The organism is Primorskyibacter flagellatus (genome assembly GCF_014638275.1).
In the GTDB taxonomy this organism is placed as follows: Bacteria; Pseudomonadota; Alphaproteobacteria; order Rhodobacterales; family Rhodobacteraceae; genus Pseudooceanicola; species Pseudooceanicola flagellatus_A.
The window spans coordinates 439,395-464,127 of record NZ_BMFJ01000001.1; the positions used below are offsets into that span (position 1 = coordinate 439,395).

At 66.7% G+C, this 24,733-nt stretch carries 24 protein-coding genes and 1 tRNA gene; 22 read left to right on the forward strand and 3 right to left on the reverse strand.

Translation table 11 applies throughout. The features are described from left to right. The first annotated feature begins 195 nt into the window (after positions 1-195). From IEV87_RS02180 to IEV87_RS02205, 6 genes are all read left to right on the forward strand, one after another. Positions 196-789 carry a hypothetical protein gene (locus IEV87_RS02180; protein WP_188475993.1) on the forward strand — a complete coding sequence of 198 codons (594 nt, stop codon included), beginning with the start codon at positions 196-198 and terminating at the stop codon, positions 787-789. Between the two features lie 112 nt (positions 790-901). Continuing rightward, positions 902-2,185 carry a phage portal protein gene (locus IEV87_RS02185; protein ID WP_229737409.1) on the forward strand — a complete coding sequence of 428 codons (1,284 nt, stop codon included), beginning with the start codon at positions 902-904 and terminating at the stop codon, positions 2,183-2,185. After that, positions 2,172-3,953 (forward strand): prohead protease/major capsid protein fusion protein, encoded by a 1,782-nt coding sequence (locus IEV87_RS02190; protein WP_188475995.1) that lies wholly within the window; start codon positions 2,172-2,174, stop codon positions 3,951-3,953. Before IEV87_RS02185 ends, IEV87_RS02190 begins: the two co-directional genes overlap by 14 nt. Beyond that, on the forward strand, positions 3,953-4,171 hold the full coding sequence (locus IEV87_RS02195; RefSeq protein WP_188475996.1) for a phage head-tail joining protein: 219 nt from the start codon (positions 3,953-3,955) through the stop codon (positions 4,169-4,171). The genes IEV87_RS02190 and IEV87_RS02195 overlap by 1 nt, the downstream gene beginning before the upstream one ends. A gap of 3 nt (positions 4,172-4,174) precedes the next feature. Beyond that, the gene (locus tag IEV87_RS02200; protein WP_188475997.1) at positions 4,175-4,531 is read left to right on the forward strand and encodes a DUF2190 family protein; all 357 of its coding nucleotides are present in this window, start codon (positions 4,175-4,177) and stop codon (positions 4,529-4,531) included. Positions 4,532-4,797: 266 nt separating this feature from the next. After that, positions 4,798-5,943, forward strand: coding sequence for a tyrosine-type recombinase/integrase (locus tag IEV87_RS02205; protein WP_188475998.1), 1,146 nt, complete (start codon positions 4,798-4,800; stop codon positions 5,941-5,943). A gap of 9 nt (positions 5,944-5,952) precedes the next feature. Here IEV87_RS02205 and IEV87_RS02210 read toward each other — a convergent pair. After that, positions 5,953-6,027: transfer RNA gene (locus IEV87_RS02210), tRNA-Phe, on the reverse strand. Between the two features lie 365 nt (positions 6,028-6,392). Here IEV87_RS02210 and IEV87_RS02215 point away from each other — a divergent pair. Then, positions 6,393-6,995 carry an MT-A70 family methyltransferase gene (locus IEV87_RS02215; RefSeq protein ID WP_188478322.1) on the forward strand — a complete coding sequence of 201 codons (603 nt, stop codon included), beginning with the start codon at positions 6,393-6,395 and terminating at the stop codon, positions 6,993-6,995. A gap of 10 nt (positions 6,996-7,005) precedes the next feature. Here the strand turns inward: IEV87_RS02215 and IEV87_RS02220 are convergent, their stop codons facing one another. Then, on the reverse strand, positions 7,006-7,740 hold the full coding sequence (locus IEV87_RS02220) for a BglII/BstYI family type II restriction endonuclease (RefSeq protein ID WP_188475999.1): 735 nt from the start codon (positions 7,738-7,740) through the stop codon (positions 7,006-7,008). 129 nt (positions 7,741-7,869) lie between these two features. On the opposite strand from IEV87_RS02220, the gene IEV87_RS02225 reads away from it, so the two are divergent. From IEV87_RS02225 to IEV87_RS02285, 13 genes are all read left to right on the forward strand, one after another. Then, a complete protein-coding gene (locus IEV87_RS02225) occupies positions 7,870-8,571 on the forward strand; it encodes a 4-hydroxythreonine-4-phosphate dehydrogenase (RefSeq protein WP_188476000.1) in 702 nt (233 codons plus the stop codon). Positions 8,572-8,794: 223 nt separating this feature from the next. Next, complete coding sequence (locus tag IEV87_RS02230; protein ID WP_188476001.1) at positions 8,795-9,484, forward strand: GntR family transcriptional regulator; 690 nt, start codon at positions 8,795-8,797, stop codon at positions 9,482-9,484. Between the two features lie 33 nt (positions 9,485-9,517). Next, positions 9,518-10,534, forward strand: a complete 1,017-nt coding sequence (locus tag IEV87_RS02235; protein WP_188476002.1) for an ABC transporter substrate-binding protein — start codon at positions 9,518-9,520, stop codon at positions 10,532-10,534. Positions 10,535-10,748: 214 nt separating this feature from the next. Then, the gene (locus IEV87_RS02240) at positions 10,749-11,516 is read left to right on the forward strand and encodes an ABC transporter ATP-binding protein (RefSeq protein WP_188476003.1); all 768 of its coding nucleotides are present in this window, start codon (positions 10,749-10,751) and stop codon (positions 11,514-11,516) included. After that, the gene (locus IEV87_RS02245) at positions 11,509-12,348 is read left to right on the forward strand and encodes an ABC transporter permease (RefSeq protein ID WP_188476004.1); all 840 of its coding nucleotides are present in this window, start codon (positions 11,509-11,511) and stop codon (positions 12,346-12,348) included. The genes IEV87_RS02240 and IEV87_RS02245 overlap by 8 nt, the downstream gene beginning before the upstream one ends. Then, positions 12,345-13,592, forward strand: a complete 1,248-nt coding sequence (locus tag IEV87_RS02250; protein WP_188476005.1) for an FAD-dependent oxidoreductase — start codon at positions 12,345-12,347, stop codon at positions 13,590-13,592. Before IEV87_RS02245 ends, IEV87_RS02250 begins: the two co-directional genes overlap by 4 nt. Before the next feature lie 62 nt (positions 13,593-13,654). Next, positions 13,655-15,598, forward strand: coding sequence for an acetoacetate--CoA ligase (locus IEV87_RS02255; RefSeq protein ID WP_188476006.1), 1,944 nt, complete (start codon positions 13,655-13,657; stop codon positions 15,596-15,598). Positions 15,599-15,611: 13 nt separating this feature from the next. Beyond that, on the forward strand, positions 15,612-16,256 hold the full coding sequence (gene gph, locus IEV87_RS02260) for a phosphoglycolate phosphatase (protein WP_188476007.1): 645 nt from the start codon (positions 15,612-15,614) through the stop codon (positions 16,254-16,256). Then, the gene (locus IEV87_RS02265; protein ID WP_188476008.1) at positions 16,253-16,930 is read left to right on the forward strand and encodes an HAD family hydrolase; all 678 of its coding nucleotides are present in this window, start codon (positions 16,253-16,255) and stop codon (positions 16,928-16,930) included. The genes gph and IEV87_RS02265 overlap by 4 nt, the downstream gene beginning before the upstream one ends. After that, positions 16,927-17,874, forward strand: a complete 948-nt coding sequence (locus IEV87_RS02270; RefSeq protein ID WP_188476009.1) for a sugar-binding transcriptional regulator — start codon at positions 16,927-16,929, stop codon at positions 17,872-17,874. Before IEV87_RS02265 ends, IEV87_RS02270 begins: the two co-directional genes overlap by 4 nt. A gap of 135 nt (positions 17,875-18,009) precedes the next feature. Further along, on the forward strand, positions 18,010-19,323 hold the full coding sequence (locus IEV87_RS02275; RefSeq protein WP_188476010.1) for an ABC transporter substrate-binding protein: 1,314 nt from the start codon (positions 18,010-18,012) through the stop codon (positions 19,321-19,323). Positions 19,324-19,449: 126 nt separating this feature from the next. Next, positions 19,450-20,316 (forward strand): carbohydrate ABC transporter permease, encoded by an 867-nt coding sequence (locus IEV87_RS02280; RefSeq protein WP_188476011.1) that lies wholly within the window; start codon positions 19,450-19,452, stop codon positions 20,314-20,316. A gap of 227 nt (positions 20,317-20,543) precedes the next feature. Continuing rightward, positions 20,544-21,374: a carbohydrate ABC transporter permease gene (locus tag IEV87_RS02285; RefSeq protein WP_188476012.1), complete on the forward strand. Its 831-nt coding sequence runs from the start codon at positions 20,544-20,546 to the stop codon at positions 21,372-21,374. 17 nt (positions 21,375-21,391) lie between these two features. Here IEV87_RS02285 and IEV87_RS02290 read toward each other — a convergent pair whose 3' ends face one another. After that, on the reverse strand, positions 21,392-22,012 hold the full coding sequence (locus tag IEV87_RS02290; protein WP_188476013.1) for a VPLPA-CTERM sorting domain-containing protein: 621 nt from the start codon (positions 22,010-22,012) through the stop codon (positions 21,392-21,394). Positions 22,013-22,131: 119 nt separating this feature from the next. On the opposite strand from IEV87_RS02290, the gene IEV87_RS02295 reads away from it, so the two are divergent. Beyond that, positions 22,132-23,136 (forward strand): ABC transporter ATP-binding protein, encoded by a 1,005-nt coding sequence (locus IEV87_RS02295; protein ID WP_188476014.1) that lies wholly within the window; start codon positions 22,132-22,134, stop codon positions 23,134-23,136. 127 nt (positions 23,137-23,263) lie between these two features. Then, on the forward strand, positions 23,264-24,730 hold the full coding sequence (locus IEV87_RS02300) for a mannitol dehydrogenase family protein (protein WP_188476015.1): 1,467 nt from the start codon (positions 23,264-23,266) through the stop codon (positions 24,728-24,730). Positions 24,731-24,733 lie beyond the last annotated feature (3 nt).

A 24,733-nucleotide genomic window follows, 5' to 3' on the forward strand; every position in this document is an offset into this window, starting at 1 on the left:
CCGCCCCCCGCATTGGCTCTCGACACCTCCGGCTTAAACCGATTCCACTTATTCAATCAAGTCACAAAGTTGACTGTCTACCTGAAGTAGACAGTTGAAAATCAATGACTTGAGTCAATTCATGGACTCGACTCCTAAGTCATGTCGGGATAAATTTGACCTATCGCATGGGAGATAGAAATGCAGGACACAGCAATGACCGAAGAGACATATGGGGGGCCGTTCTTCATCCCCGAAGGCACCTCCGACCCGCTGGGCATCACCACTTCGGCCGCCGCCCGCGCCCTCGCTGATGCCGGTTTTCCGGCCTCGAAAGCCACCATCGCGTTCCGCAATCTCGTGGCGGCCGGGCGGGTGCACCCCTACCACCGGCAGGTTTCCGACGCCCGCAAACCCTACCTCTTCCGGGCGGATCAGGTGATGGCCGCGGCCGTGATGATCCGCATGAACGAAGCCGGGTTCCGTGGCGACGGGCCGTTCAACGCAGCCGAATCGGCCCTGAACGATTGGAACGTGCGCGACCTCGCTGGCGCTCAAGCTCCGGCACCGCGCCCCGTCGCGTGGGCCTTCCGCTGCCTGATGGAAGGTCACCGGGGCTTCGGTTTCGAGCTGCGGATCGGCCGGTGCATGAAGAGTGGCAGGGTGGAGCACTCGGCCCGCATCCGTCACGTCGCCTCGGACACGGGCACCAACTGGCACTTCTCGCCGACCGTGGTCGAACGCAGCACGTGGCTGACCGACCTCGATTCCATCTTCGACCATCTGTCGCGGGAAAAGGCGATCCACTGATATGGCCTTTCCCTTCGCCGCAGCTCTCCGTTCCGCGTTCCGCCGCGACGCCCCGCAGCCCACGGGGCGGCGGAGCTTCGATGCGGCCGGGGGTGGGCGTCAGGGCCGGGCCATGCAGACCTTCGGCCCGATCAACCCGGAAGTGGGGGCGGCGCTCCATTTGGTCCGCGCCCGTAGCCGCTACCTCGCCGCCAACGACCCCTTCGCGTCCAACGGCGTTGCCAACTGGTGCGGCGCTCTGATCGGCCCGGGCATCCGACCCGCCCCGAAGGCAGAGACGCAGGACGCCCGGGCTCTGGCGGGTGGCGCGTTTGAGGCTTGGGCGGATGACGCGGACCACGCGGGACGCACCGACTGGTGGGGCCTGCAACGCGACATTGCCCGACACATCGTCGTGGACGGCGAGGCGCTGGTGCTGCTGCGGGACGGTCCTAACGGGCTCCGGCTCCAAGTTCTGCCGCCCGAGCTGCTGGACGAGTCCAAGAGCGCCACGCTCAGCGACGGCCGCGAGATCGTGCAGGGCGTGGAGTTCGATTCCGAGGGGCGGCGCGTTGCCTATTGGGTGCTGCCGCAGAAGCCCGCTTCGATCTATGCCGAATATGCCCCGGCCGTCCGGGTGGACGCTGCCGACGTGCTCCACGTCTTCCAGCCCCTCGCCGCCGGTCAGGTGCGCGGGGTGCCGTGGCTCGCCCCGGCCGTGCTGACCGCGAGCGAGTTGGGCCAGCTCATGACTGCGCTGCTGGTGGGCACCAAGGTCTCGGCCATGTTCGCCGGGTTCCTTACCGATCTGAACCAGACGGGCGGCTTCCCCTTCGACGGCGATCAGACCGGCAGCATCATGGACTCCGGCTTGGAGCCCGGCACGCTGAAGGTGCTGCCCGCCGGGATGGACGTCAAATTCGCCGCGCCCGACGCCGCCAAGGAAGCGGCAATCGTGGTGCGGACCAACCTGTTGGCCTACGCCGCCGCTCTGGGCCTGCCCGAGCACATGCTGTCGGGCGACCTGACCAACGCCAATTATTCGAGCCTGCGGGCCGGGCTGCTGCCGTTCCGGGCGCGGGTGGAACAGGTGCAATATGGCACCCTCGCGCCGCAGCTCCTGCGGCCGGTCTGGCGGCGCTGGATCGCAACCGAAGTGATCGCCGGGCGTCTGGACGTGTCGCCCGAGCTGCGGGCCGAATGGATCATGCCCCGGCACGCGCAGGTGGACGCACAGAAGGAGATGGCTGCGGTCAAGGAAGCCCTCGCGCTCGGCCTCATGTCCCGGACGCAGGCGATCCACGAAATGGGTTGGAACCCCGACGACCTCGATTCCGAGATCGCGACCGACCGCGCCCGCGAAGCCGCTCTGGGGCTCAACTTCACCGGACAAGGGGGCGACGATGCCGTTGGATGACCTGATCTTGCGGGACGCCCGCACCCGCCCCAACAGCTTCGACCCCGCGACGCGCACGGTCTCGGCCGTCATTGCGACGGCGCACCCGGTCCAGCGGCGCGACGCCCGCGGCCCGTTCCTCGAAATCCTGACGGCGGAAACCTGCGACCTGTCCGCCGCTGAAAGCCTCCCCGTCCTTGATAGTCACCGAACGGCCTCAGTGCGTGACCAGCTCGGACGGGTCCGGTCCATCGCTCGGGAAGGCGACACCATCGTCGCCGTCTTGGAGCTGACGGCCGCCGAAGATGCTGCGCCCGTCGTGCAGCGGATCGCGGACGGCACCGTAAGCGGGGTGTCCATCGGATACCGCGTGACCGGGTGGACCGAAAAATCCACGCCGAACGGCCGGGCCAAGACCCCGACCGGTTGGCGCATCACCGAAGTCACGCTGACTTCCAACCCGGCCGATCCCTCGGCCCGTCTCAGGCAGAAGGAAAACATCATGCCCGAAGAAGTGATCGAAACCCCGACGCCCGAAGCGGCCGAGGCGCAGCGGCGGAGCGACATCCGCGGACTGGTCCGGGCGGCCGGGCTCGGCCCGGACGTGGCCGACCAGCTCGTGGACCAGAACGCCGACCTGACGGCCGCCAAGGCGGCAATCTTCGACGCGATGGACGCCCGCCGCCGCTCGCACCCGGCAATCCGGGTCCACAGCTCGCACGATGACCCGGCCTTGGTCCGCCAGCGCCGGGAAGAGGCGCTGCACGTCCGCATGGCGGGGGGCGAGCCCAAGCCCGAGGTTCGCCAGCACATGGGCGAGTCCTTCCTCGACATGGCCCGGGATAGCCTCGCCACGGCGGGGGTCTCCACCCGCGGCATGAGCCCGGATGAAGTCTTCACCCGCGCGGGCGAGCACACCACGTCCGACTTCCCGCTGCTGGTCTCCAACGCGATGAACAAGACCGCGCTCGCCAGCTATCAGGCCGCCGCCTCGCCGCTGAAGACCCTCGGCCGCCAGCGCAGCCTCTCGAACTTCAAGACCGCATCCGCGATCCGTCTGGGCGAGCTGGGGCGGCTGGAAGAGCTGCCGGAGTCGGGTGAGATCACCCACACCAGCCGGGCCGAGAACGGCGAGACGATGAGCCTGAAAACCTACGCCCGCGGCATCAATGTCAGCCGCACGCTGCTCATCAACGATGACCTCGGCCTGCTGGGCGACATGACGGCCGCCTTCGGCGAGGCCGCGGCACAGACCGAAGCGGACGTGCTGCTGGCGCTGGTCACCGGCAACCCGAATCTCAGCGACGGCGATCCGGTCTTCGACGCTAGCCGTGGCAACGTCGCAAGCTCGGGCATCTCGCTCGGGGGTGGAACCGGGATGCAGGGGCTGGAAGAGGCGCGGAAGGCCATGCGGACCTTCAAGGGTCTGGACGGCCGCACGCTCATCAACGTCACGCCGAAATACCTGCTGGTCGGGCCGGAGTCGGAGACGGCGGCCGAGAAGCTGCTGGCGTCCATCTACGCCGCAACGACCGACGACGTGAACGCGATGGCGGGCAAGCTGACGCTTATGGTGGAACCGCGGATCGAAGACGAGTCGTGGTTCCTCTTTGCCGATCCGGCCCGGCTGGCGGCCCTGCAATACGGCTACCTCAGCTCGTCGCAGGGCGTTCAAATCCAGCGGGCCGAAGCATGGTCCACCCTCGGGCTGAAGTTCCGGGCGTGGCTCGACTTCGGCGCGGGCTGGCTCGATTGGCGGGCCGCCTTCTTCAACGACGGGGCCGAGTGATGGCCCTCACGCTGACAGAGCTGACCACGGCCCGCGACGCGCTCCTGCGGGCGCGTGCGGCGGGCGTGCGGCGCGTCCGGGACCAGAGCGGCGAGGAAGTGGAATACCGCTCCGACGCCGAAATGGCCCGGGCGCTGGCAGCCCTCGACTCCGAGATCGCCGGGGCGTCCGCGGCCCGGCCTACCACCATCCACTTCACCACTTCCAAGGGGGTCTGACCCATGAAAACCTATGTCCAGCCGGGCGACCGGATCAACGTGACGGCCGCGGCCGCCGCCAGCGCAGGGGACGGCGTGCTGATCGGCACGCACCTCTTCGGCGTGGCCTTTGGGGATGCCGGTATCGGCGACACGCTGGTGCTCGCCACCACCGGAGTCTTCACGCTGCCCAAGGTCTCCACCGACGTGTTCGTCGTGGGTGCGCCCGTCTACTTCGACGCAGCCGCGGGAGTTGTCACGACCGACGACGACACGTCCGCGAACCCGCAGGTGGGCATCGCCGTCACCGCGGCCGGGAACCCGTCCAGCTCCGTCAACGTCCGCCTGACGGCCGTGACCTACCTGCCCGACGCGGCGTGACTGGCTGAAAGACCATGCCGCGCCCTGCCGCCTCTTCCGACGTTGCAGCTCTGCCGCCTCCGACGCGGCGGGGCCTCAAGCGCGAAGAGGCGGCGGCCTACATTGGCGTTGGAGGAACGAAATTCGACGCGATGGTTGCAGACGGCCGGATGCCGAAGGCCAAGCGAATTGACGGCCGCCGCGTCTGGGACGTGAGGGCTCTGGACCACCATTTTGACCTCTTGCCCGGTGGCGACGACTCCGACCACAATCCTTGGGATGAATAGATGCCCGAGGATTCCATGAAATTCCGTTTGAAATACGTGGTGGAGGACACCGACCGCCACGGCAACATCCGGCTCTATTATCGCCGCCACGGCCGCAAAGTCCGGCTTCGTGGCCCTGCCGGATCACCCGAATTCCTTGCCGACTATAAGGCCGCCTCCGCTGGCCCTGCCCCGACCTCGAAGGATGAACCGCCGGTGGGTCGCGTGGTGCCTCGCAGTATCAAATGGCTCTGCGTCGAATACTACAAGTCGGCCATGTTCAAAGAGCTGGACCCGCGCACGCAGAAGGTCCGCCGATCCATCCTCGAACGGTTCTGCCAGCGTAAGGACGACGGCGACAAGCCTTATGCGCTGCTAGGGCCCAAGCATATCCGCACCCGCCGGGACGAAATGGCCGACCGGCCGGAGGCCGCCAACGGCATGGTGAAGGCGCTGCGCCAGCTCTACCGCTTCGCGCTCCGCTATGACCACCACGACGACAATCCGGCGGAGAAAGTGGAATACCTCTCCGGCAACGCCGAAGGCTTCCATAGCTGGACGTTGGAAGAGATCGCCAAGTTTGAAGAGAAACACCCCATCGGCACGACGGCCCGTCTGGCCCTCGCCCTCGCTCTCTACACCGGGCAGCGCCGCGCCGATCTGGTGCAGCTAGGCCGTCAGCATGTCCGGGACGGCTGGCTGATCTTCACGCAGCACAAAGGACGAAACCGGAAGCCGGTGCGGATGGAAATTCCGATTATCCCGGAGCTGCAACGGATCATCGACGCCACGCCGACCGGCGACCTGACCTATCTGGTCACGGCGTTCAATCGCCCGTTCACCTCGAATGGATTCGGCAATCGCTTCCGCAAATGGTGCGATGAAGCGGAGCTGCCCAACTGCGCGGTGCATGGTCTGAGGAAGGCCGCTGCTGCCCGTCTGGCGGAGTTGGGATGCACCGAATTCGAGATCATGGCCATTACCGGCCACACGACCAGCAAGGAAGTCACCCGCTACACCCGCGCGGCGAGTCAAAAGACCCGTGCGGAAAGCGCCCTGCGGCGGCTCACGGGTGAACAAACACCGGACAAAAGTGTCCCACTTTCGGAGGCGGTTGCAGCCGGTGGGACAAAATCGACACCTAAGCAACTGAAAAGAAAAGGATAAAAATAGGAGTGGTGCCCGGGGGCGGAATCGAACCACCGACACGAGGATTTTCAATCCACTGCTCTACCCCTGAGCTACCCGGGCACGGGAAGGGACGGACGGGCCGTCTCTGGGTTGCGGCGTTCTATGCGTCGGCGGTGGCCTTGTCCAGACCGATTTTGAAGGAAATGTCGGGGCGGGGGCCGGGCGGTGACGGGTTGCCCGGTAGGCCCTGGGGACGATGCGGGGTCGGGGGGGCGGCGCGTCTCGCGCAGTGGCACCCGGCGATTCATTATTGGTTAGGTATGGTATGACAGGGTGGTGCCGGGAACTTGGCCAGACGGGGCGACGCAGCATTGCCGGATACCAAATATTGCGCTACACAGTTTTAATACTACTAGCGAGAGAGAGCCGTGAGCGCAGCGCAGGATCTGACCGATTTCTTGGGGAATGACCGCTTTGCCACGGTCATGGCCGATCCGCCGTGGCGATTCCAGAACCGGACGGGGAAGGTCGCGCCCGAACACAAGCGGCTCGCCCGTTACCCCACGATGGAGCTGGACGAGATCTGCGCGCTGCCCGTGGCGAACCATCTGGAAGACCGCGCGCATTGCTATCTCTGGGTGCCGAACGCGCTGCTGCCCGAAGGGCTCCGGGTCCTGAACGCCTGGGGGTTCGACTACAAGAGCAACATCATCTGGGAAAAGGTGCGCAAGGACGGCGGGCCGGACGGGCGCGGGGTGGGGTTCTATTTCCGCAACGTGACGGAAATCCTGCTGTTCGGGACGCGTGGCAAGAACGTCCGCACGCTCGGCCCCGGCCGCAGTCAGGTGAACTACATCGAGGCGGCGGAGCCGGACGGCGACGTGCTCAAGACCCGCAAGCGGGAACACAGCCGCAAGCCCGACGAACAGTACCGGATTATCGAGGAATGCTCCTGGGGGCCCTATCTCGAACTTTTCGGGCGGGGCCGGCGGAAGGGCTGGACCGTCTGGGGCAACCAGGCGGACGACGACTACAAGCCGACCTGGGCGACCTATGCGCACAACTCCGGCGTGACGGCGGCAGAGTAACGGGGCCGCCTCAGGCCACCACGACAGTGGCCGGCAATCCGATCAGCAGCAGCGGGCAGGGGTTGCCGACACCGCGGTTGATGCGGTCCTCCAGCTTGGCCCAATGGGTCGTGGCCGCGCCGAACTTGTCCGACACGAACTGGCGCGCGAAGGCCTCCGCAAAGGGAACCTGCGCGTCGAGATGGCGCTGCACATAGTCCTTCTGGCGGCGGGTGCGGTCCTTCATGCCGAAGGTTTCGACCATGTCGGATTCGTCGATGAAGCCGTGCTTTTCGATGCAGGCGCGGATAATTCCCAGCATGTCGCGCTGAAGGCTCGCGCCGCGGGTGATGAGCACGCCGACCGATATCGCGGACTGGGCGTGCAGGCGCTGGAAATTCTCCAGGTCGCGGTCGAAGAACGGATCCTTGTTGTTCCACTCGATCTCGCAGGCGACGGTGCCGGCGTCGGAGCGGCGGACATGGTCGATCTCGTGACTGTTGGACACGGTCTCGCGACCATCGACGATCAGGCGGAAATCGAAATTGTGCTTGGGCCATCCCGCAGCATAGAGCCGGTGGCGCAGGCGCTGCGTCGAAGGCGCCTCGCCGCCGCCCGAGCCGATCAGCTCCTCCGCCGGGATGGCGACGTCCGACAGCGCGGCCTCCAGTTCGGCGGCGACGTCGGGGAAATCGACCGTCAGGATGGCTCCGGCGTGGTTGCGGATGGCGACGTCGAAGCCTTTGGCGCGCAGCTGCTCGAACATGGGGGTCCCGTCTTGTGCCGCGGGACCCTATCGCCTCGGGCCGACCGGCGGCAAGCGGGAAGCGGCAGAAAAGGCTTGGCGGGGCGGGGCGGGGCGCTAGGCTTGGGGAAGGCTCCGGAAAGGCGCGCGATGGATTTCATCTTCATGCTGACCCGCAACGACCGCACCGTGCAGGATGCGGCGGACCATCTTGCGGTCGCGCAGTCGCTCGGGGTCGGTCACATCGGCTTCAAGGATATCGGGCTGCCCTTCGACCGGCTGCATGCGCTGAACCGGATGATCCGGGACGGCGGGGCGGTGTCCTATCTCGAGGTGGTATCCGAGGACCGGGAGAGCGAGGTCGCCTCGGCCCGCGCGGCGGTTGAGATCGGTGTGGATGTCCTTCTCGGCGGGACCCGTGCGGAGGAGGTGCTGCCGGTGCTTGCGGGCTCCGGCATCCGGTACATGCCGTTTCCGGGGCGGGTGACGGGGCATCCGTCGGTTCTGAACGGTCCGGTGGAAGAGATCGTCGCCTCCGCCGCCCGGCTGGCGGGGCTGGAGGGCGTGCACGGGCTCGACCTTCTGGCCTGGCGTTTTGCCGGTGAGGTGCCGCCGATGATCGCGCGGGTCTGCGCGGCGGCGGGCAAGCCGGTGATCGTTGCCGGGTCGATCGAAAGCGCGGATCGGATCGTCGCGGCGGCCAGCGCGGGCGCGGCGGGCTTCACCATCGGGACCGCGGCATTGGACGGGGCCTTCAAGGGCGCAGGGCCGGGGCTGGAGACGCAGCTCAGGGCGATCCAGACGGCGGTCGCGGCGATTGGCCACGGGGTTGGCGGGCGGCGGGAACGGTAGGCGCATCCGAATGTCCCGCCACGCGGCATCCCCCTGTATCGGCAGCAGGATTTCCGGTGCCCGCGACCCGTCATCGTCGGGCCTTAGCCGCGGAACTCTTTCCCACAGGGCCGACACCTCGACGCGATCCCCGGATCAAATCCGGGGACGACGATATGCACCAACCCGTTTGACAACTTCGTCCAACCATCCCAAGAATATCCAACGTTTCGGGAGGGGGCGGATGATTTTCGGACGCGGCAGCGGTGAGGACGATACGGTTGTGGCCATGCTGGCCTCCGCGCTCAGGCGTGACATTTCCTTCGGGACATTGCTGCCGGACCAGAAGCTCAAGATCGACGCCCTGCGCCAGCGGTATGGCGGATCGAACCATTCCATGCGCGAAACGCTCCGCATCCTCTCGGCCGAGGGGCTGGTGGAGGCGACGGCGCAGCGCGGGTTCCGGGTAACCTCCGCCACCGCGCAGGACCTGGCCGACATCTGTCTCGTGCGCGGAGAGGTCGAACGGATCGCGCTGCGCCTGTCGATGGAGCAGGGGGAGACCGCCTGGGAAGGCCGGGTCATCGCCGCCCATCACGCGCTGCGCAAGGCTGAAGACCGGATTGCCCGGCGCCCCGACGACCTGAGCGCGCTGGAATGGGACGAGGCCTGCCGCGCATTCTCGGTTGCCCTGATCTCGGCCTGCGACAGTCCGCGGCTGATGGATCTTCACCGCAAGTTCTTCGATCAGAGCCGCCGCTACCGGCTGGCGCTCCTGCGCGAGGGGCGGCTGGATTTCGACGCACGCCGCGACCGTCAGGCGGCGCTGGTGCAGTCCGTCCTGGCACGGGACACGGAACGGGCGCTCAGCGTCCTGATGCGCGACATAGAAGCCGAATTCACATCTGGAAACCAAGTGAGAACAGGGGGATAGCCCCGGAACCCACCGATCATCAGGGAGGAGACCATGATCGCACTCAATCGCCGCAAGGCGCTTATCCTCGGTGGCGCCGCCGCCGCCTCCGCGCTGGCCGCACCGGCCATTGCGCAGAACAAGACCATCAAGGTGGGCGCGCTGCGTTTCACCTCGCATTCCGGCAGCTTCGTCGCGGTCGAAAAGGGTTACTTCGCGGACTCGGGGCTGGACGTCGAACTCGTGTTCTTCGAAGCGGCGCAGCCGATGGCCGTGGCAATCGCCTCGGGCGACATCGACTATGCTGTGACGGCGATTTCCGGCGGGCTGATATCGCTCGCTCAGAAGGGCGCGATCAAGGTCATCGGCGGCGCGGCCTCGGAAGAGGACGGCATCGACGGGCAGATCATCCTCGCCTCCGACGCCGCCTATCAGGCCGGTGTGACGGACTGCTCCAAGCTCGACGGGAAAAGCTGGGGACTGACGCAGACCGGGTCGTCCTTCCACTACGTCGGCGCCAAGATCGCGGAGAAGGAGGGCATCAGCCTGTCCTACAAGCCGCTGCAGAAGGTCGGGGCGGTGATCGGCGCGCTCAAGTCCGGGCAGATCGATGCCTGGAACATCGTGCCCCACATCGCCAAGCCGCTGATCGCGTCCGGAGCGGTGCATGACATCGGACGGGTCCAGACCTACCTGCCGGGATACCAGCTGACGACGGTGTTCACGTCGACGAAGAACGCGAGCGAGGAGAAAGAGACCACCCAGGCCTTCCTCAATGCGTTCTCGAAGGGGGCGCATGACTACAACGCCGCGATGATCGACGCGGAGGGCGGCGATGCGGCGGTCGACGCGATGATCGACATGATCCACAAGTATGTCTATGCCGATCAGCCGCGCGAGAAGGCCGCGCCGTCGATCGTCAACGGCACCATGCGGATCAACGAGGGCGCGGCGCTCAACGTCGCCTCGGTCGAGGACCAGCTGGAATGGTTCAAGTCCGAGGGGCTGGTCGATGCCTCCGTCTCCATGGGGGATCTGGTCGACGCCTCCTATGTGGAGACGATCGGGTAATTTAACCGCGCCTTCCCGGTGTTGTCCGGGAAGGTGCGCCACGCAACCAGGGTTCCGCCCGGTGTGAAACACCGGGCAGCGCCCGACCCTCCCCGTTTTGCCGGAGGCAAACCTTCGGTTTGACGGGAGGGCACTTCGCACCCGCCCAGGGTCGGGCGCTGCCCTCTGCACTTCTGAGCGCGGGTGACGTTCACCGGGGGTATCAGGAGGCCAAATGGATATCAGGCTCGACGCGATCAGCCATTCCTACGACGATTTCGAGGTCCTCCGGGACATCACGCTCGACATCCCCGCGGGCCGGATCGTCTGCATCGTCGGCCCCTCGGGCTGCGGCAAGTCCACGCTGCTGCGCTTCATCGGCGGGCTGGAACGGCCGCGCGCGGGCCGGGTGCTTCAGGTCGGGGAACCCCCGGCCGGCTGCCTCAACCCGCTGACCTACATCTTTCAGGACTTCGCCCTGCTGCCCTGGCGTACGGTGGAGGGGAACATTTCCCTCGTGCTCGAAGACCACGGCATAAGAGGCCAGCGGGCCAGGGAGATCATCGGTGACGTGCTGGCCCGGACCAAGCTGACGGATTTTGCAAAGGCGCTGCCGAAACAGCTGTCCGGCGGCATGAAGCAGCGGGTCGCCATCGCCCGCGCCCTGGCCGTGAATCCGGCGGTGATGCTGATGGACGAACCGCTCTCCGCGCTCGACAGCCAGACGCGGGAGCTTCTCATGGACGATCTCGTGAGCCTCTGGTCGCGTCAGCCGTTTACCGCCGTCTACGTCACGCACAACCTGAACGAAGCTGTCCGGCTGGGTCACCAGATCGTCGTGCTCTCGCGCCGACCGGGGCAGATCCGGGAGGTCGTCACGCTCGACACCCCGCTCGAAGAGCGGCAGTTCGGCGACCCGGAACTGGATGCGAAACAGAAATACCTCTGGCAGCTCATGCGGGACGAGGCGCGGGCGGCGGATGCGGAGCTTCTCAATGTCTGACGCGACACTCGATACGACCCCGCCGCGCGACCTCCCGGTCAGGGACGAACCGAAGACGGTGGCCTTCCGGGGCGGCGGCTTCGCCCCGCGCCCGCACAGATGGGTCGGCGCGCTGGTCTTCGCGGTCCTGATCCTGATCGCGGAGTGGGGCACGCGGGCCGGCTGGATCTCAGCCCTGACGCTGCCGAAACCCTCGGATGTGCTGGCGACCTTCGGTGAACTCTATCAGTCCGGCCTGCTGTTCAAGCACCTCGGCCCGTCGCTGTCGCGTTTCGCGGTCGGTTCGTTCTTCGGCGTATCGGTCGGGATCGCGGTCGGGGTGCTGATCGGTCTTTTCTCCTACGTGCGCGCCGGGGCAGTGCCGCTGGTCGCCGCGCTGTTCCCCATCCCAAAGATCGCGCTGCTGCCGCTGTTCGTGATCTGGTTCGGAATCGGGGAGGGGTCGAAATACGCGCTGATCGCTTTCGGGACCTTCACGCCGACGGTGGTGGCGACCTACGGCGCGGTGGACAACGTGGATCGCACGCTGATCCGCATGGGGCAGTCCTTCGGCCTGTCGTGGTGGTCCATCGTGCGCAAGATCGTGTTGCCGGGGGCCATGCCGGGGATCCTGTCGGGGCTGCGCATCTCTCTCGCCATCGCCATCATCCTGCTGGTCGCGGCCGAAATGCTGGGCGCGGAATACGGGATCGGGGCCTATATCCTTCAGGCCGGATCGCTTTACGACCTTGAACGGCTGTTTGCGGGCGTCGTGATCCTGTCGGTTCTGGGCGTGCTCGTCTCGGCCGTGATCGGCGTGATCGAGCGGCGGGTTCTGGGGTGGCGGACATGAGCTACGACGTCGTCGTCGCGGGCGGTGGCACCGCCGGGGTCGCCGCTGCGGTTGGCGCGGCGCGGGACGGCGCTAAGGTGCTGCTGCTGGAACGTCACGGCTGCCTCGGCGGGGCGGCGGCGGTGCGCAACGTCCTGACATTGTGCGGACTCTACACTCTGGGGGAGGGGACGCGGACGGTTGTCGGCGGCATCGGGGCGGAGGTACTCTCGGCCCTGCAAAAACGCGGCGCGGTGACCCCGCCGATGCGGTTTCGCGGCGTCTTTTCGGCCTTCGAGCCGGAGGCGATGAAGCTGGTGCTCGACGAACTGACACAGGGCGCGGGGGTGGATGTACGCTTTGGCTGTTTCGTGACCGGGGCGGTGCGCGGCGCGGACCGGATGCGCTCTGTCACCTACGCCGACCACGGCGGCACGGTGACGGTCGAGGCCGGGGCCTTCGTCGACTGCACCGGGGACGGAGACCTTGCCCACGCCGCCGGGGCGTCGACCCGATACGGCAACGCGGACGGGGTGAACCTCGGGACGCTCGGCACCCGGTTCGGGGGCATCCCGCGGGAGGTGACGGTGACCGCGCCGCAGGTGATTGAGGCGGTGGCGGGCATGGGGTTCGCACCCGGCGCTGTGACCAAGGACCGTTGCGTGATCGTGCGGCTGCCGGGGTCCGGGGACATGGTGCTCTATCTCGCGTCCGCAGATTACGACCCGCGCGATGCGGCGTCCCTGTCGCGGGCCGAGATGGACGCGCGGCGACAGGCCTGGGCCTATCTGGACGCGATCCGGACGATTGACGGCTGCTCCGGTGCCTACCTCGTCTCCACGGGGCCGGAAATCGGGACGCGGGAATCGCGCCACCTCAACTGCCGTCACCAGCTGACATGGGCGGAGATCGAGGCGCGGGCGAGCTTCCCCGACTGCATCGCGCTCGGGGCCTGGGGGGCGGAATGGCACGACCGCGCGTCCTACACCTCCTCCTTCGACTATCCGCCTGAGAAGGGGGCCTACGAGATCCCGCTCTCCTGCCTGCACTCGGTCGATACGGACAACCTGTTCTGTGCGGGACGACTGGCGGACGGCGACCGCAAGGGAGGGGCGGCGATCCGGGTGATGGGCACGGCCATGGCGACGGGGCAGGCGGCTGGCATTGCTGCGGCGCTGACATCGCGCGGGGCGTTTTCGGCGGCGGCGGTGCGCGACAGGCTGGCGGCGGCGGGGGCGATCCTGACGGCTGACGCATTGGTGTGACGTTTTCCGCTTGGCGGCGGCCCGCGAAGTTGTCACCAAGGCCGCAGGAGAGGGAGGATGACATGACCGAGCAACGACCGATACTCTGGACCCCGAGTGCCGAGCGGGCGGCGGCAACCCGGATGGCCGCCTACATGGATTGGCTGAAGGCCGAGCGCGGGCTGGAATTCGGCAGCTATCAGGAGATGTGGGAATGGTCGGTCAGCGACCTCTCGGCCTTCTGGACCTCCATCGTCGCGTTCAACGACCTGCCGGTCTCGGGCTGGACCGAGGTGCTGGGCGAGCGCAAGATGCCCGGCGCGGACTGGTTCCCCGGCGCACACACGAACATGGTCGCGCAACTGCTTCGGTTTGCGCAGGAAAAGCCGCAGGCGCAGGCGGTGGCCTGCCAGTCGGAGACCTTCGGCAACCTGTCCCTGACATGGGCGGAACTGGACGGGAAGGTCGGGGCGCTTCAGGCGGCGCTCAGGGACATGGGCGTCACCAAGGGCGACCGGGTGGTCGCGGTCCTGCCGAACACGCCGGACGCGATGATCGCCTTCATGGCGGTCGCAGGGCTTGGCGCGATCTGGTCGCTCTGCGCGCCGGACATGGGGCATACGGCGATCCTCGACCGGTTCCGGCAGATCGAACCCAAGGTGCTGATCGCGCAGGACGGGTACGTTCACGCGGGCAAGACCATCGACAAGCGTCCGGTGCTGGACGGGCTGGCGGCGCAGTTGCCTTCGCTGGAACACAAGATCATCGTGCCGGTCATCGGCGATGGCGCGGCCTGGACCCACTGGGCCGAGGTTCAGGCCGACCCGCAGCCCGCGACGGTCGAGATGGTCGAATTCTCGCATCCGATCTGGGTGGTCTATTCCTCGGGCACCACGGGCAACCCGAAGCCGATCGTGCACGGCCATGGCGGGGTGCTGATCGAGGGCGCGAAACAGGCGCTGCATCAGGACGTGGGGGCGGAGGACCGGTTCTGCTGGCTCACGTCCTCGGGCTGGATCATGTGGAATTCGCAACTGAATGCTCTGGCCTCGGGCGCGATGGTGGCGCTGCACGACGGCGCGCCGAACCATCCCGACATGCTGGATGTCTGGCGGATGGTGGCAAGGGAACGGCTGACCTATTTCGGCGCCGGCGCGGCGTTCTTCCAGGGGTGTCAGAAGGCCGGTGTACGCCCGGGGGCAGAACTTGACCTGTCGGCGCTGCGTTCGCTCGGCTCGACCGGGTCTCCGCTGTCGCAGGAAGGCTACGACTGGATATATTCCGAAGTGAAATCAGACATCTGGCTCGCCCCGATCTCGGGCGGGACGGACCTTGCCGGGGCCTTCGTGCTGGGCCATCCGATGATGCCGGTCCGGGCCGGAGAGATGCAGTGCCGCGCCCTCGGCAACGCCGTCCGCGCCTATTCCGAGGACGGGCGGGAACTGATCGGAGAGGTCGGGGAACTGGTCTGCACCGAACCCTTGCCCTCCATGCCGCTCTACTTCTGGGGCGACGAGGACGGGTCGCGTCTGCACGAGAGCTATTTCGACACCTTCCCCGGCATCTGGCGGCACGGCGACTGGATCGAGTTCACGCCAGAGGGCGGATCGGTGATCTACGGGCGGTCCGACGCGACGATCAACCGGCGGGGACTGCGGCTCGGGTCGTCGGAGATTTACCGGGCGGTGGAAGGTTTGGACGAGGTCATGGACAGCCTTGTCATCGACCTCGAATTCCTTGGCCGCGACAGTTTCATGGTGCTTTTCGTGGTGGCTCCGGGCGGGCTGACCGACGCGTTGAAGGACAAGATCAAGCTGGCCATCCGGGAGTCGGTCTCGGCCCGCTTCCTGCCGGACGAGATCGTTGAGGTCTCGGCCGTGCCGCGCACCCTGTCGGGCAAAAAGCTTGAGGTCCCGGTCAAGAAACTGCTGCTCGGCCACGATCCGGCGAAGGTGGTGAACCGGGATTCCATGGCTAATCCGGACAGTTTCGACCAGTTCCTCACCTACGCGGCCTCGCGTGGCTGATCCCTTGAGACCCGTGGACAAGGTCGTCGCCTTCGACCTGGACGGCACGCTGGTGGATTCCGCACCCGACCTGCACGGTGTCGCCAATGCGGTGCTGGCGGAGGAGGGCGTCGCCCCGATTTCCATGGCCGAGGCGCGCAGCTTCATCGGGCAGGGCGCGCCCAACTTCGTCGCGAAGATGCGGGCGGCGCGGGGGATTCCGGACAGTGAGCAGGCCCGGCTGCTGGCCGCCTACCTCGCGCGTTATGACGGGGCGGTGGCGCGGACGGTGGTCTATCCGGGTGTGGCGGAGGCGCTGACGGCGTTGCGCGCGGGCGGCGCGCGGCTGGCCATCTGCACCAACAAGCCCGAGCGCCCGGCGCTGTCGGTCCTGCGCCACTTCGGCCTGCTGCATTTCTTCAACGCGGTGATCGGCGGGGATTCCATGAACCTGCGCAAGCCGGACCCCGCGCCACTGCTGGCCGCGCTGGCCCGCGCCGGTTCGGGCACACGCATCTTCGTCGGCGACAGCGAGATCGACGCCAGCGCCGCGCGCGCGGCCAACGTGCCGTTCCTGCTGTTCACCGAAGGCTACCGCAAGTCGCCGGTCGCAGACCTGCCGCATCGCGCTGCCTTCAGCGATTTCAGCCAGTTGCCGGACCTTGTTCAGGCGATATGACCCGGCCCGAGCTTGTCATCTTCGACTGCGACGGCGTGCTGATCGACAGTGAGGTCATCTCGGCCCGGATGCTGGTGGCCGAACTGGCGGGATACGGCGTGAAGATCGACCTCGACTACGTGGCGCGGCATTTCCTGGGGCGCAGCTATCCGGTGGTGCTGGCGCAGATCCGCGGCGAATTCGGCGTCGGCCTGCCCGACGGGTTCGAGGCCGATTACCGCGCCCGTCTGATCCGCGCCTTTGCCTCCGATCTCAGGATCATTCCCGGCGTGCGCGAGGTCATCGCGCGTCTGAGGGTGCCCTATTGTCTGGCCACCAGCTCCAGCCCGGAACGGCTGGCAGAGTCGCTGCGCATCGTCGGGCTCACCGATACTTTCGCCGGCCTCACGACCACCTCAGTTGAGGTGAAACGCGGCAAACCGGCGCCGGACCTTTTCCTGAAAGCGGCGGAAAAACATGGTGTTGCGCCCGAAAAATGCCTTGTGATCGAAGACAGCTATCCCGGCATCCGTGCCGCCCTCGCCGCGGGGATGGAGGTCTGGCGTTTCACCGGGGGCAGCCACATGACCGGGCTGAACCTGCCCTCGGACCCGGTGGCGATGCCGCATCGGGAATTTGCATCGTTTGCGGAATTCTTCCATCCTGTGCCGCACCTGAGCCTGGACCCGACATGAACCGCCCCACGCAAGACGACAAGGATGCCCCGGCCCGCGATCTCGCGGCGCGGGCGGCGTGGCTGGCCATGGTCGGCGGACTGACACAGGACCAGATCGCGACAGAACTCGGCATCTCGCGCCAGCGGGCGCAGCGGCTGGTCGCGCGCGCCTCGGCCGAAGGGCTGGTGCGGGTGCGCATCCATCATCCGATCGCGGAATGTCTTGAACTGGAACGGGAACTGCGCGCGCGCTACGGGCTCGACCGGGCCTGGGTCGCGCCGGGGGCCGGGGGCGCGGACGCGCTCGCCGCCTTTGCCGCGCCGGTGCTGGAACGGCTGTTCCAGGGCGCGGCGCCGCAGACATTCGCCTTCGGCACGGGGCGGACCCTGCGGGCGGTGATCGAACAGATGCAGCCGGTGGACGGCGCGCAGCACAAATTCGTGTCGGTGATCGGCAATGTCGGGCCGGACGGGTCGGCGTCGTTCTACGAGGTCATCATGCGGGTCGCCGACAAGACCTCCGGCGCGCATTACCCCATGGCGATCCCGGTTTTTGCCCGCACGCCGGAGGAGCTGGCGCTCTACCGATCTCTCCCGCATGTGAAGGCCGCGCGCGCGCTGGCAGAGGCGGCGGACATGGCCATCGTCGGCATCGGCCAGATGGGACCGGACGCGCCGCTGCATGTCGACGGGTTCATCACCGCCGCGGAGGTTGAGGAGCTGAACGCCGCCGGTGCCGTGGGCGAACTCTGCGGGCACATCTTCGATGCGGAGGGGCGGTTCCTCGACCATCCGCTCAACCAGAAGGCGGTCGGGGTGCGGGTGCCCTGCAACGGCATGCCGGTCTTCTGCATCGGCGGAGGGGCGGCGAAACTGCCCGCGATTCGGGGCGCGCTGGCGGGAAACCTGCTGGCCTCCCTCGCCACGGACGAGACGACGGCGCGGGCGCTGCTCTCCTCCTGAGGGAAAGATACCATTTGTTTACGGGTTTGCGGGCAAGCTGCGGTGCGGCGTGGAATGTGCTTGACTTCCGGCGACCGCTAACGTGAGTATTTGTCCACTAGATGAGCAAATGCTCACACGACTGGGAGGAATACCATGAACACGAAACTCCGCGCCTGTCTGGGCGCGTGTGCTGTTGGTGCCTTGTCCGCGGGTGCCGCCTGGGCCGAAACCACCATCACCGTCGCGACCGTGAACAACGGCGACATGATCCGCATGCAGGGTCTGATGGACGACTTCAACGCGCAGCACCCCGACATCAAGGTGGAATGGGTCACGCTGGAAGAAAACGTTCTGCGTCAGCGCGTTACCCAGGACATCGCGACCAACGGCGGACAGTTCGACGTGATGACCATCGGCACCTACGAGGTTCCGATCTGGGCCGGGCAGGACTGGCTGGTGCCGCTGACCGACATGCCCGAGGGCTATGACGCGGACGATTTCCTGCCGGCCATTGCGGGCGGTCTGTCCAAGGACGGCACGCTGTATGCCGCGCCGTTCTACGGTGAATCCTCCATGGTCATGTACCGCAAGGACCTGATGGAAAAGGCCGGGATGGAGATGCCCGAGGCCCCGACCTGGGACGACATCAAGAAGGCCGCCGAGGCGATGACCGACAAGGAGGCCGAGGTCTACGGCATCTGCCTGCGCGGCAAGGCCGGCTGGGGCGAGAACATGGCCTTCCTGTCGGCCATGGCCAACAGCTACGGCGCGCGCTGGTTCGATGAGGACTGGAAGGCGCAGTTCGACCAGCCGGAATGGAAGGCGACGCTCGACACCTACATGGACCTGATGACGAACTACGGTCCTCCGGGTGCGTCGACCAACGGGTTCAACGAGAACCTGTCGCTGTTCCAGCAGGGCAAGTGCGGGATGTGGATCGACGCGACCGTCGCGGCCTCCTTCGTGACCAACCCGAACGATTCCTCGGTCGCCGATCAGGTCGGCTTCGCGCTGGCGCCGGACAACGGTCTGGGCAAGCGGGGCAACTGGCTCTGGGCGTGGTCGCTCGGCATTCCGGCCGGGTCGGACGCGAAGGACGCGGCCAAGCAGTTCGTGGCCTGGGCGACGTCGAAGGACTACACCGCCCTTGTCGCCTCGAAAGAGGGCTGGGCGAACGTGCCGCCGGGCACCCGCACCTCGCTCTACGAGAACCAGGAATACCTGGACGCGGCGCCCTTCGCGAAGATGACGCTGGACTCGATCAACTCTGCCGATCCGACGGCGCCGACGGTCGATCCGGTGCCCTACACCGGCGTGCAGTTCGTCGCGATCCCGGAATTCGCGGGCATCGGCACCCAGGTCGGGCAGGAATTCTCCGCCGCGCTTGCAGGCCAGCAGACGGTCGAGCAGGCGCTTGAGAAGGCGCAGGCCCTGACCACCGACGAGATGGAGGCGGCGGGCTACTAAGCCCTCCTCCCTTCCTCCCGGGGGCGGCTGGTCCGCCCCCGATTTTCCCGACCCCGCTTTTTGCCGCGCCCGCGACCCGATTCCGGGACAGGCGCCCGCCCCGTGACCCGCCACAGGAGGCCCGCCATGGCCACCCAGCATTCCCGCAGCGCCGCGCGCCTCATGATGGCCCCCGCCGTGATCCTGCTGCTTGGCTGGATGCTCGTCCCGCTGGTCATGACGCTCTATTTCTCGTTCATGGACTACCGACCGCTGCGTGGCATCGCCGAGTGCTGCGTCGGGTTCCAGAACTACGAACGCTTCATCACCTCCTCCTCCTTCGCCGACTCCGTCGGTGTCACACTCATCATGGTCGGCGGGATCCTCGCGATCACCGTGATCGGGGGCGTGCTTCTGGCGATGCTGCTGGATCAGCCGATGTGGGGGCAGGGGATCGTGCGGATCCTCGTGATCGCACCGTTCTTCGTCATGCCGACCGTGTCGGCGCTGGTCTGGAAGAACATGTTCATGGACCCGGTGAACGGTGTTCTGGCCCATGTCTGGCGCTTCTTCGGCGCCGCGCCGCATGACTGGCTGTCCCAGTCGCCGCTGTTTTCCATTATCCTGATCGTGTCCTGGCAGTGGCTGCCGTTCGCGACGCTGATCCTGCTGACGGCGATCCAGTCGCTGGATTCCGAACAGCTCGAGGCGTCGGAGATGGACGGCGCGGGGTTCCTGAGCCGCTTCTGGTTCATCGTGCTGCCGCATCTGGCGCGGGCAATAACCGTGGTGGTGCTGATCCAGACGATCTTTCTGCTGTCGATCTTCGCAGAAATCTTCGTGACCACCCAGGGGTCCTTCGGAACGCGGACGCTGACCTACCTGATCTACCAGCGGGTGCTGGAAAGCCAGAACGTCGGCCTCGGCTCCGCAGGCGGTATCCTTGCGGTCATCCTCGCCAACATCATCGCCATCTTCCTGATGCGCATCGTGGGGAGGAACCTCGATGCGTAAGGCGGTCGGCACCGTCACCCTTTGTGGTCTGCGAGCAGGGCAGCGGCCGACCGCGGGTGGACGCGAAGCGGCCGCCCAGGGGGGCGGTCGGCCGCTGCCGGGCGGGCGCTCTATCCGGTTGGTGCGGAATGTTCGGAAATCGACTGTCGAACAATTGCACGTCCCTCCCCCCACGGGGAGGAGGCAGAGGGTGGGGTGCACGCCCGCCGACCGGAGGAGCATCTGACATGGCCCGCGCATCCACACCGCAGAAGAAAGCCGTCGCCACCGTCGCCGCATGGACCATCGGCCTGCTGATCTTCTTCCCGATCCTCTGGACGATCCTGACCTCGTTCAAGACCGAGGCCGACGCCATCGCCAACCCGCCCAAGGTCCTGTTCTTCGACTGGACCCTCGAAAACTACGGCGTGGTGCAGGAGCGGTCGGACTATGCCCGGTACCTCTGGAACTCAATCGTCATCGCCGGCGGATCGACCCTGCTTGGCCTGATCGTCGCCATCCCCGCCGCCTGGTCCATGGCCTTCGTGCCCGGCAAGCGGACCAAGGACGTGCTGATGTGGATGCTGTCGACCAAGATGCTGCCGGCGGTCGGGGTGCTCTATCCGATCTACCTGGTGATGATCCGGCTCGGGGTGCTCGACACAAAGGGCGCGCTGATCGTGGTGCTGATGCTCATCAACCTGCCGATCATCATCTGGATGCTCTACACATATTTCAAGGAAATCCCCGGAGAGATCCTTGAAGCCGCACGCATGGACGGGGCCAGCCTGCGCGAGGAGATCCTCTACATCCTGACGCCCATGGCCGTGCCCGGGATCGCCTCCACCCTGCTGCTGAACATCATCCTGGCCTGGAACGAGGCGTTCTGGACCCTGAACCTGACCGCCGCCAAGGCCGCGCCGCTGACCGCCTTCATCGCGAGCTATTCTTCGCCCGAGGGGCTGTTCTACGCCAAGCTCTCCGCCGCATCGACCATGGCCATCGCGCCGATCCTCATCATGGGATGGTTCAGCCAGAAACAGCTGGTGCGCGGGCTGACGTTCGGAGCGGTGAAATGACCGCCCCGACTGTCACCTCATCTGCCGTCACGTCTGCGGCGCAGGGCGGCAAGGGCGGCCAGCCCGCCCGCCAGCAGCGGCAGACCTGCGGGCAGGGGGACGGCAGCGTCGGGTTTGATCGCCTGGCCGAAGATCACGTCGTCGACCGTATGGATTTCCGAAATCAGGACCGGAAGGTCGCGTACCATCACCTCGACGCGGTCGAAAGCCGTGTCGGAGGTGAAGCCGAAGAACTGGGCATTCCCTGTCGTGATCGCGTCCGGGAAGGCCGCGATCATCGTGACACCGGAAAAAACTTCGACCTTCAGCCCGCCGCCAAGGCCGTTGAGCGAAATGTTGAAGGTTGCGCCAAAGCCGGTGACGGGCCCGCCGAAGGTATAGAGGACGGGCCCTACCGTCGGGTTCGGGTTACCACGCAGCCTGATGGCCTGGGAAAACGGCCCGAAGTCGAGAAGGACGGCGTTGCCGCCGGCAATGTGGAGTCCGCCGTCCAGCGAAAAGTCCTCGAAGGTTTCGGTAAAGCTGCTTTCCATCGCAGCCGTGAAGGCCGTGCGGTCGGTGAACTGCGTAACGGTCGCGGCACCCGCCATCTGGGCTGCCGACAGGAACACGGCCGCGGCCGGGACGATGATGTTCATCAAAAGGCTCCGAAAAAAATGAAGATAAGTGGTCGCAGAGGAGTTCGGAACCGGGGTCCCGTTTATCGGGCTTGGCGTCCCGGGGCCGCGGTGCAACTGCCGGGAAGAGGAACAACCACATGGGCCGCATAACGCTCGACAAGGTGACGAAAAGCTTCGGGGATCTTCAGGTCATCCCGCCGCTGGACCTGACGATCGAGGACGGGGAATTCGTGGTCTTCGTGGGCCCCTCGGGCTGCGGGAAATCCACGCTGCTGCGTCTGATCGCGGGGCTGGAGGACGTGACGACGGGCCAGATCCGGATCGACAAGGTCGACGCGACGCGGGTGCCCCCGGCCAAGCGGCGGCTGGCGATGGTGTTCCAGTCCTACGCGCTTTACCCGCATATGTCGGTCCGGAAGAACATCGCCTTTCCGCTGCGCATGGCCGGGATGGACAAGGCCGAACAGGACCGGCGGATCGAGGATGCGGCGCGCGTGCTGAACCTGACCGACTATCTCGACCGGCGGCCCGGCCAGCTGTCGGGCGGGCAGCGCCAGCGGGTCGCCATCGGGCGGGCCATCGTTCGCGAACCGGCGGCCTTCCTGTTCGACGAGCCGCTCTCGAACCTCGACGCGGCGCTGCGGGTGGGCATGCGGCTCGAGATCAGCGAGCTTCACGAACGGCTGAAGACCACGATGATCTACGTCACCCACGACCAGGTGGAGGCGATGACCATGGCCGACAAGATCGTCGTCCTGCGTGCCGGGAATATCGAACAGGTCGGCAGTCCGCTCGAACTGTACCGCGCCCCGCGCAACCTCTTCGTCGCGGGCTTCATCGGGTCTCCCAAGATGAACCTGATCCCCGGCGCCCCGGCCGAGGCGGAGGGGGCGAAGACCATCGGGATCCGTCCCGAACATCTCACGGTCTCCACCGACAGCGGCACATGGGAGGGCACGGTCGGGGTGTCCGAACACCTCGGCTCCGACACCTTCCTGCAGGTCAACGTGCCCGACCTCGGCGAACCGCTGACCGTCCGGGTGAGCGGAGAGATCGACCTGCGGTACGGATCGCGCGTCTTCGTCACGCCCGACCGGGCCAACCTGCACAGGTTCGATGCGGCGGGGCTTCGGATCGCATGATCGCGATTTCGGGACGGAAACTGCGCATCTGCCTGCAGATGCGGGGGGTGACGCTTGTCCGCCGCGGAATCGGGATGGCCCTGCGTGCGGGGGACAACGATGCGGACGAACAGGAAGGAACGGGCCGATGAAGCTCTGCAATGCCACGCTGCCGGACCTGCCCGCGGCCATCGCCCGCCCGACCTATGACCGCGCGGCGCTGACGCCCGGGATCGTGCATATCGGGCTGGGCAACTTTCACCGGGCGCACCAGTCCTGGTACCTGCACCGGCTGATGCAGGAGGGCGGCGCGCAGGACTGGGCGATCCTCGGCGCCGGGGTCCGGGCCTATGACGCGGCGATGCGGGACAGGCTGCTGGCGCAGGACTGCCTGACCACGCTGATCGAACTCGACCCCTCGGGCCGCTCGGCCGAAGTGGTGGGCTCCATGATCGGCTACATCCCGATCGCGGAGGGCAACGGCCCCCTGATCGCGCAGATGGCCGACCCCGCGATCCGCATCGTCGCGCTGACGGTGACGGAGGGCGGCTATTACATCGACCCGGCGACCAAGGGCTTTGACGCCGCCCATCCCGACATCGTGCATGACGCCGCCAACCCGGCCACGCCGCGCACTGCCTTCGGCGCGATGGTCGCCGCGCTGCGCCTGCGCCGCGACGCGGGGGCGGGGCCGTTCACCGGGCTCTCCTGCGACAACATACAGGGGAACGGCGCGGTTCTGCGCCAGACCGTCGTGTCGCTCGCCCGGCTCTCGGATCCGGAGCTTGCGGACTGGATCGTGGAAACCTGCACCTTCCCGAACTCCATGGTCGACTGCATCGTGCCCGCCACCGGACCCAAGGAACTGGCGCTGGCGCAGGAGATGGGAGTGGAAGACAACTGCCCCGTGACGCACGAGAACTTCCGCCACTGGGTGATCGAGGACGATTTCTGCGCCGGCCGCCCCGACTGGGACCGCGCGGGGGCGATCTTCTCGGATCGGGTACATGACTTCGAGGTAATGAAGATCCGCATCCTCAACGGCGGGCATCAGGTCATCGCCGATGTGGGAGAGGTGCTGGGCATCGAAACGATCTCCGGCTGCATGGAGGACGCGCGGGTACGTGCCCTCTTTAACAAGGTGGAGCGGGAGGAGATCCTGCCGCATGTCCAGCCGGTGCCAGGCTACACGCCGGACGACTATGTCACATTGATCGACCGGCGGTTTTCCAACCCGGCCATCGTGGACACGACGCGCCGGGTGGCCTTCGACGGGTCTTCGCGGCACCCCGGCTTCGTCCTGCCGTCGGTGCGCGACGGTCTGGCGAAGGGGACGCCGGTGTCGGGGCTGGCCTTCGTGTCCGCAGCCTGGGCGCGCTACTGCACCGGGCTGCGCGAGGACGGCAGCGGGGTGGAGCCGAACGATCCCTTCTGGGCCGATCTCGTCCCGGTGGCAGAGGCGGCCAAGGCCCGGCCCGCGGCCTGGCTTGAGATGCGCCAGATCTACGGCGACCTCGCCGACCGGCCCGCCTTTGCCGATCCCTTCGCAAAGTGGCTGCGCCTGATGCACGAGGATGGCATGGTGGCGTCACTCGACGCCTATCTGAACGGTTAAGCC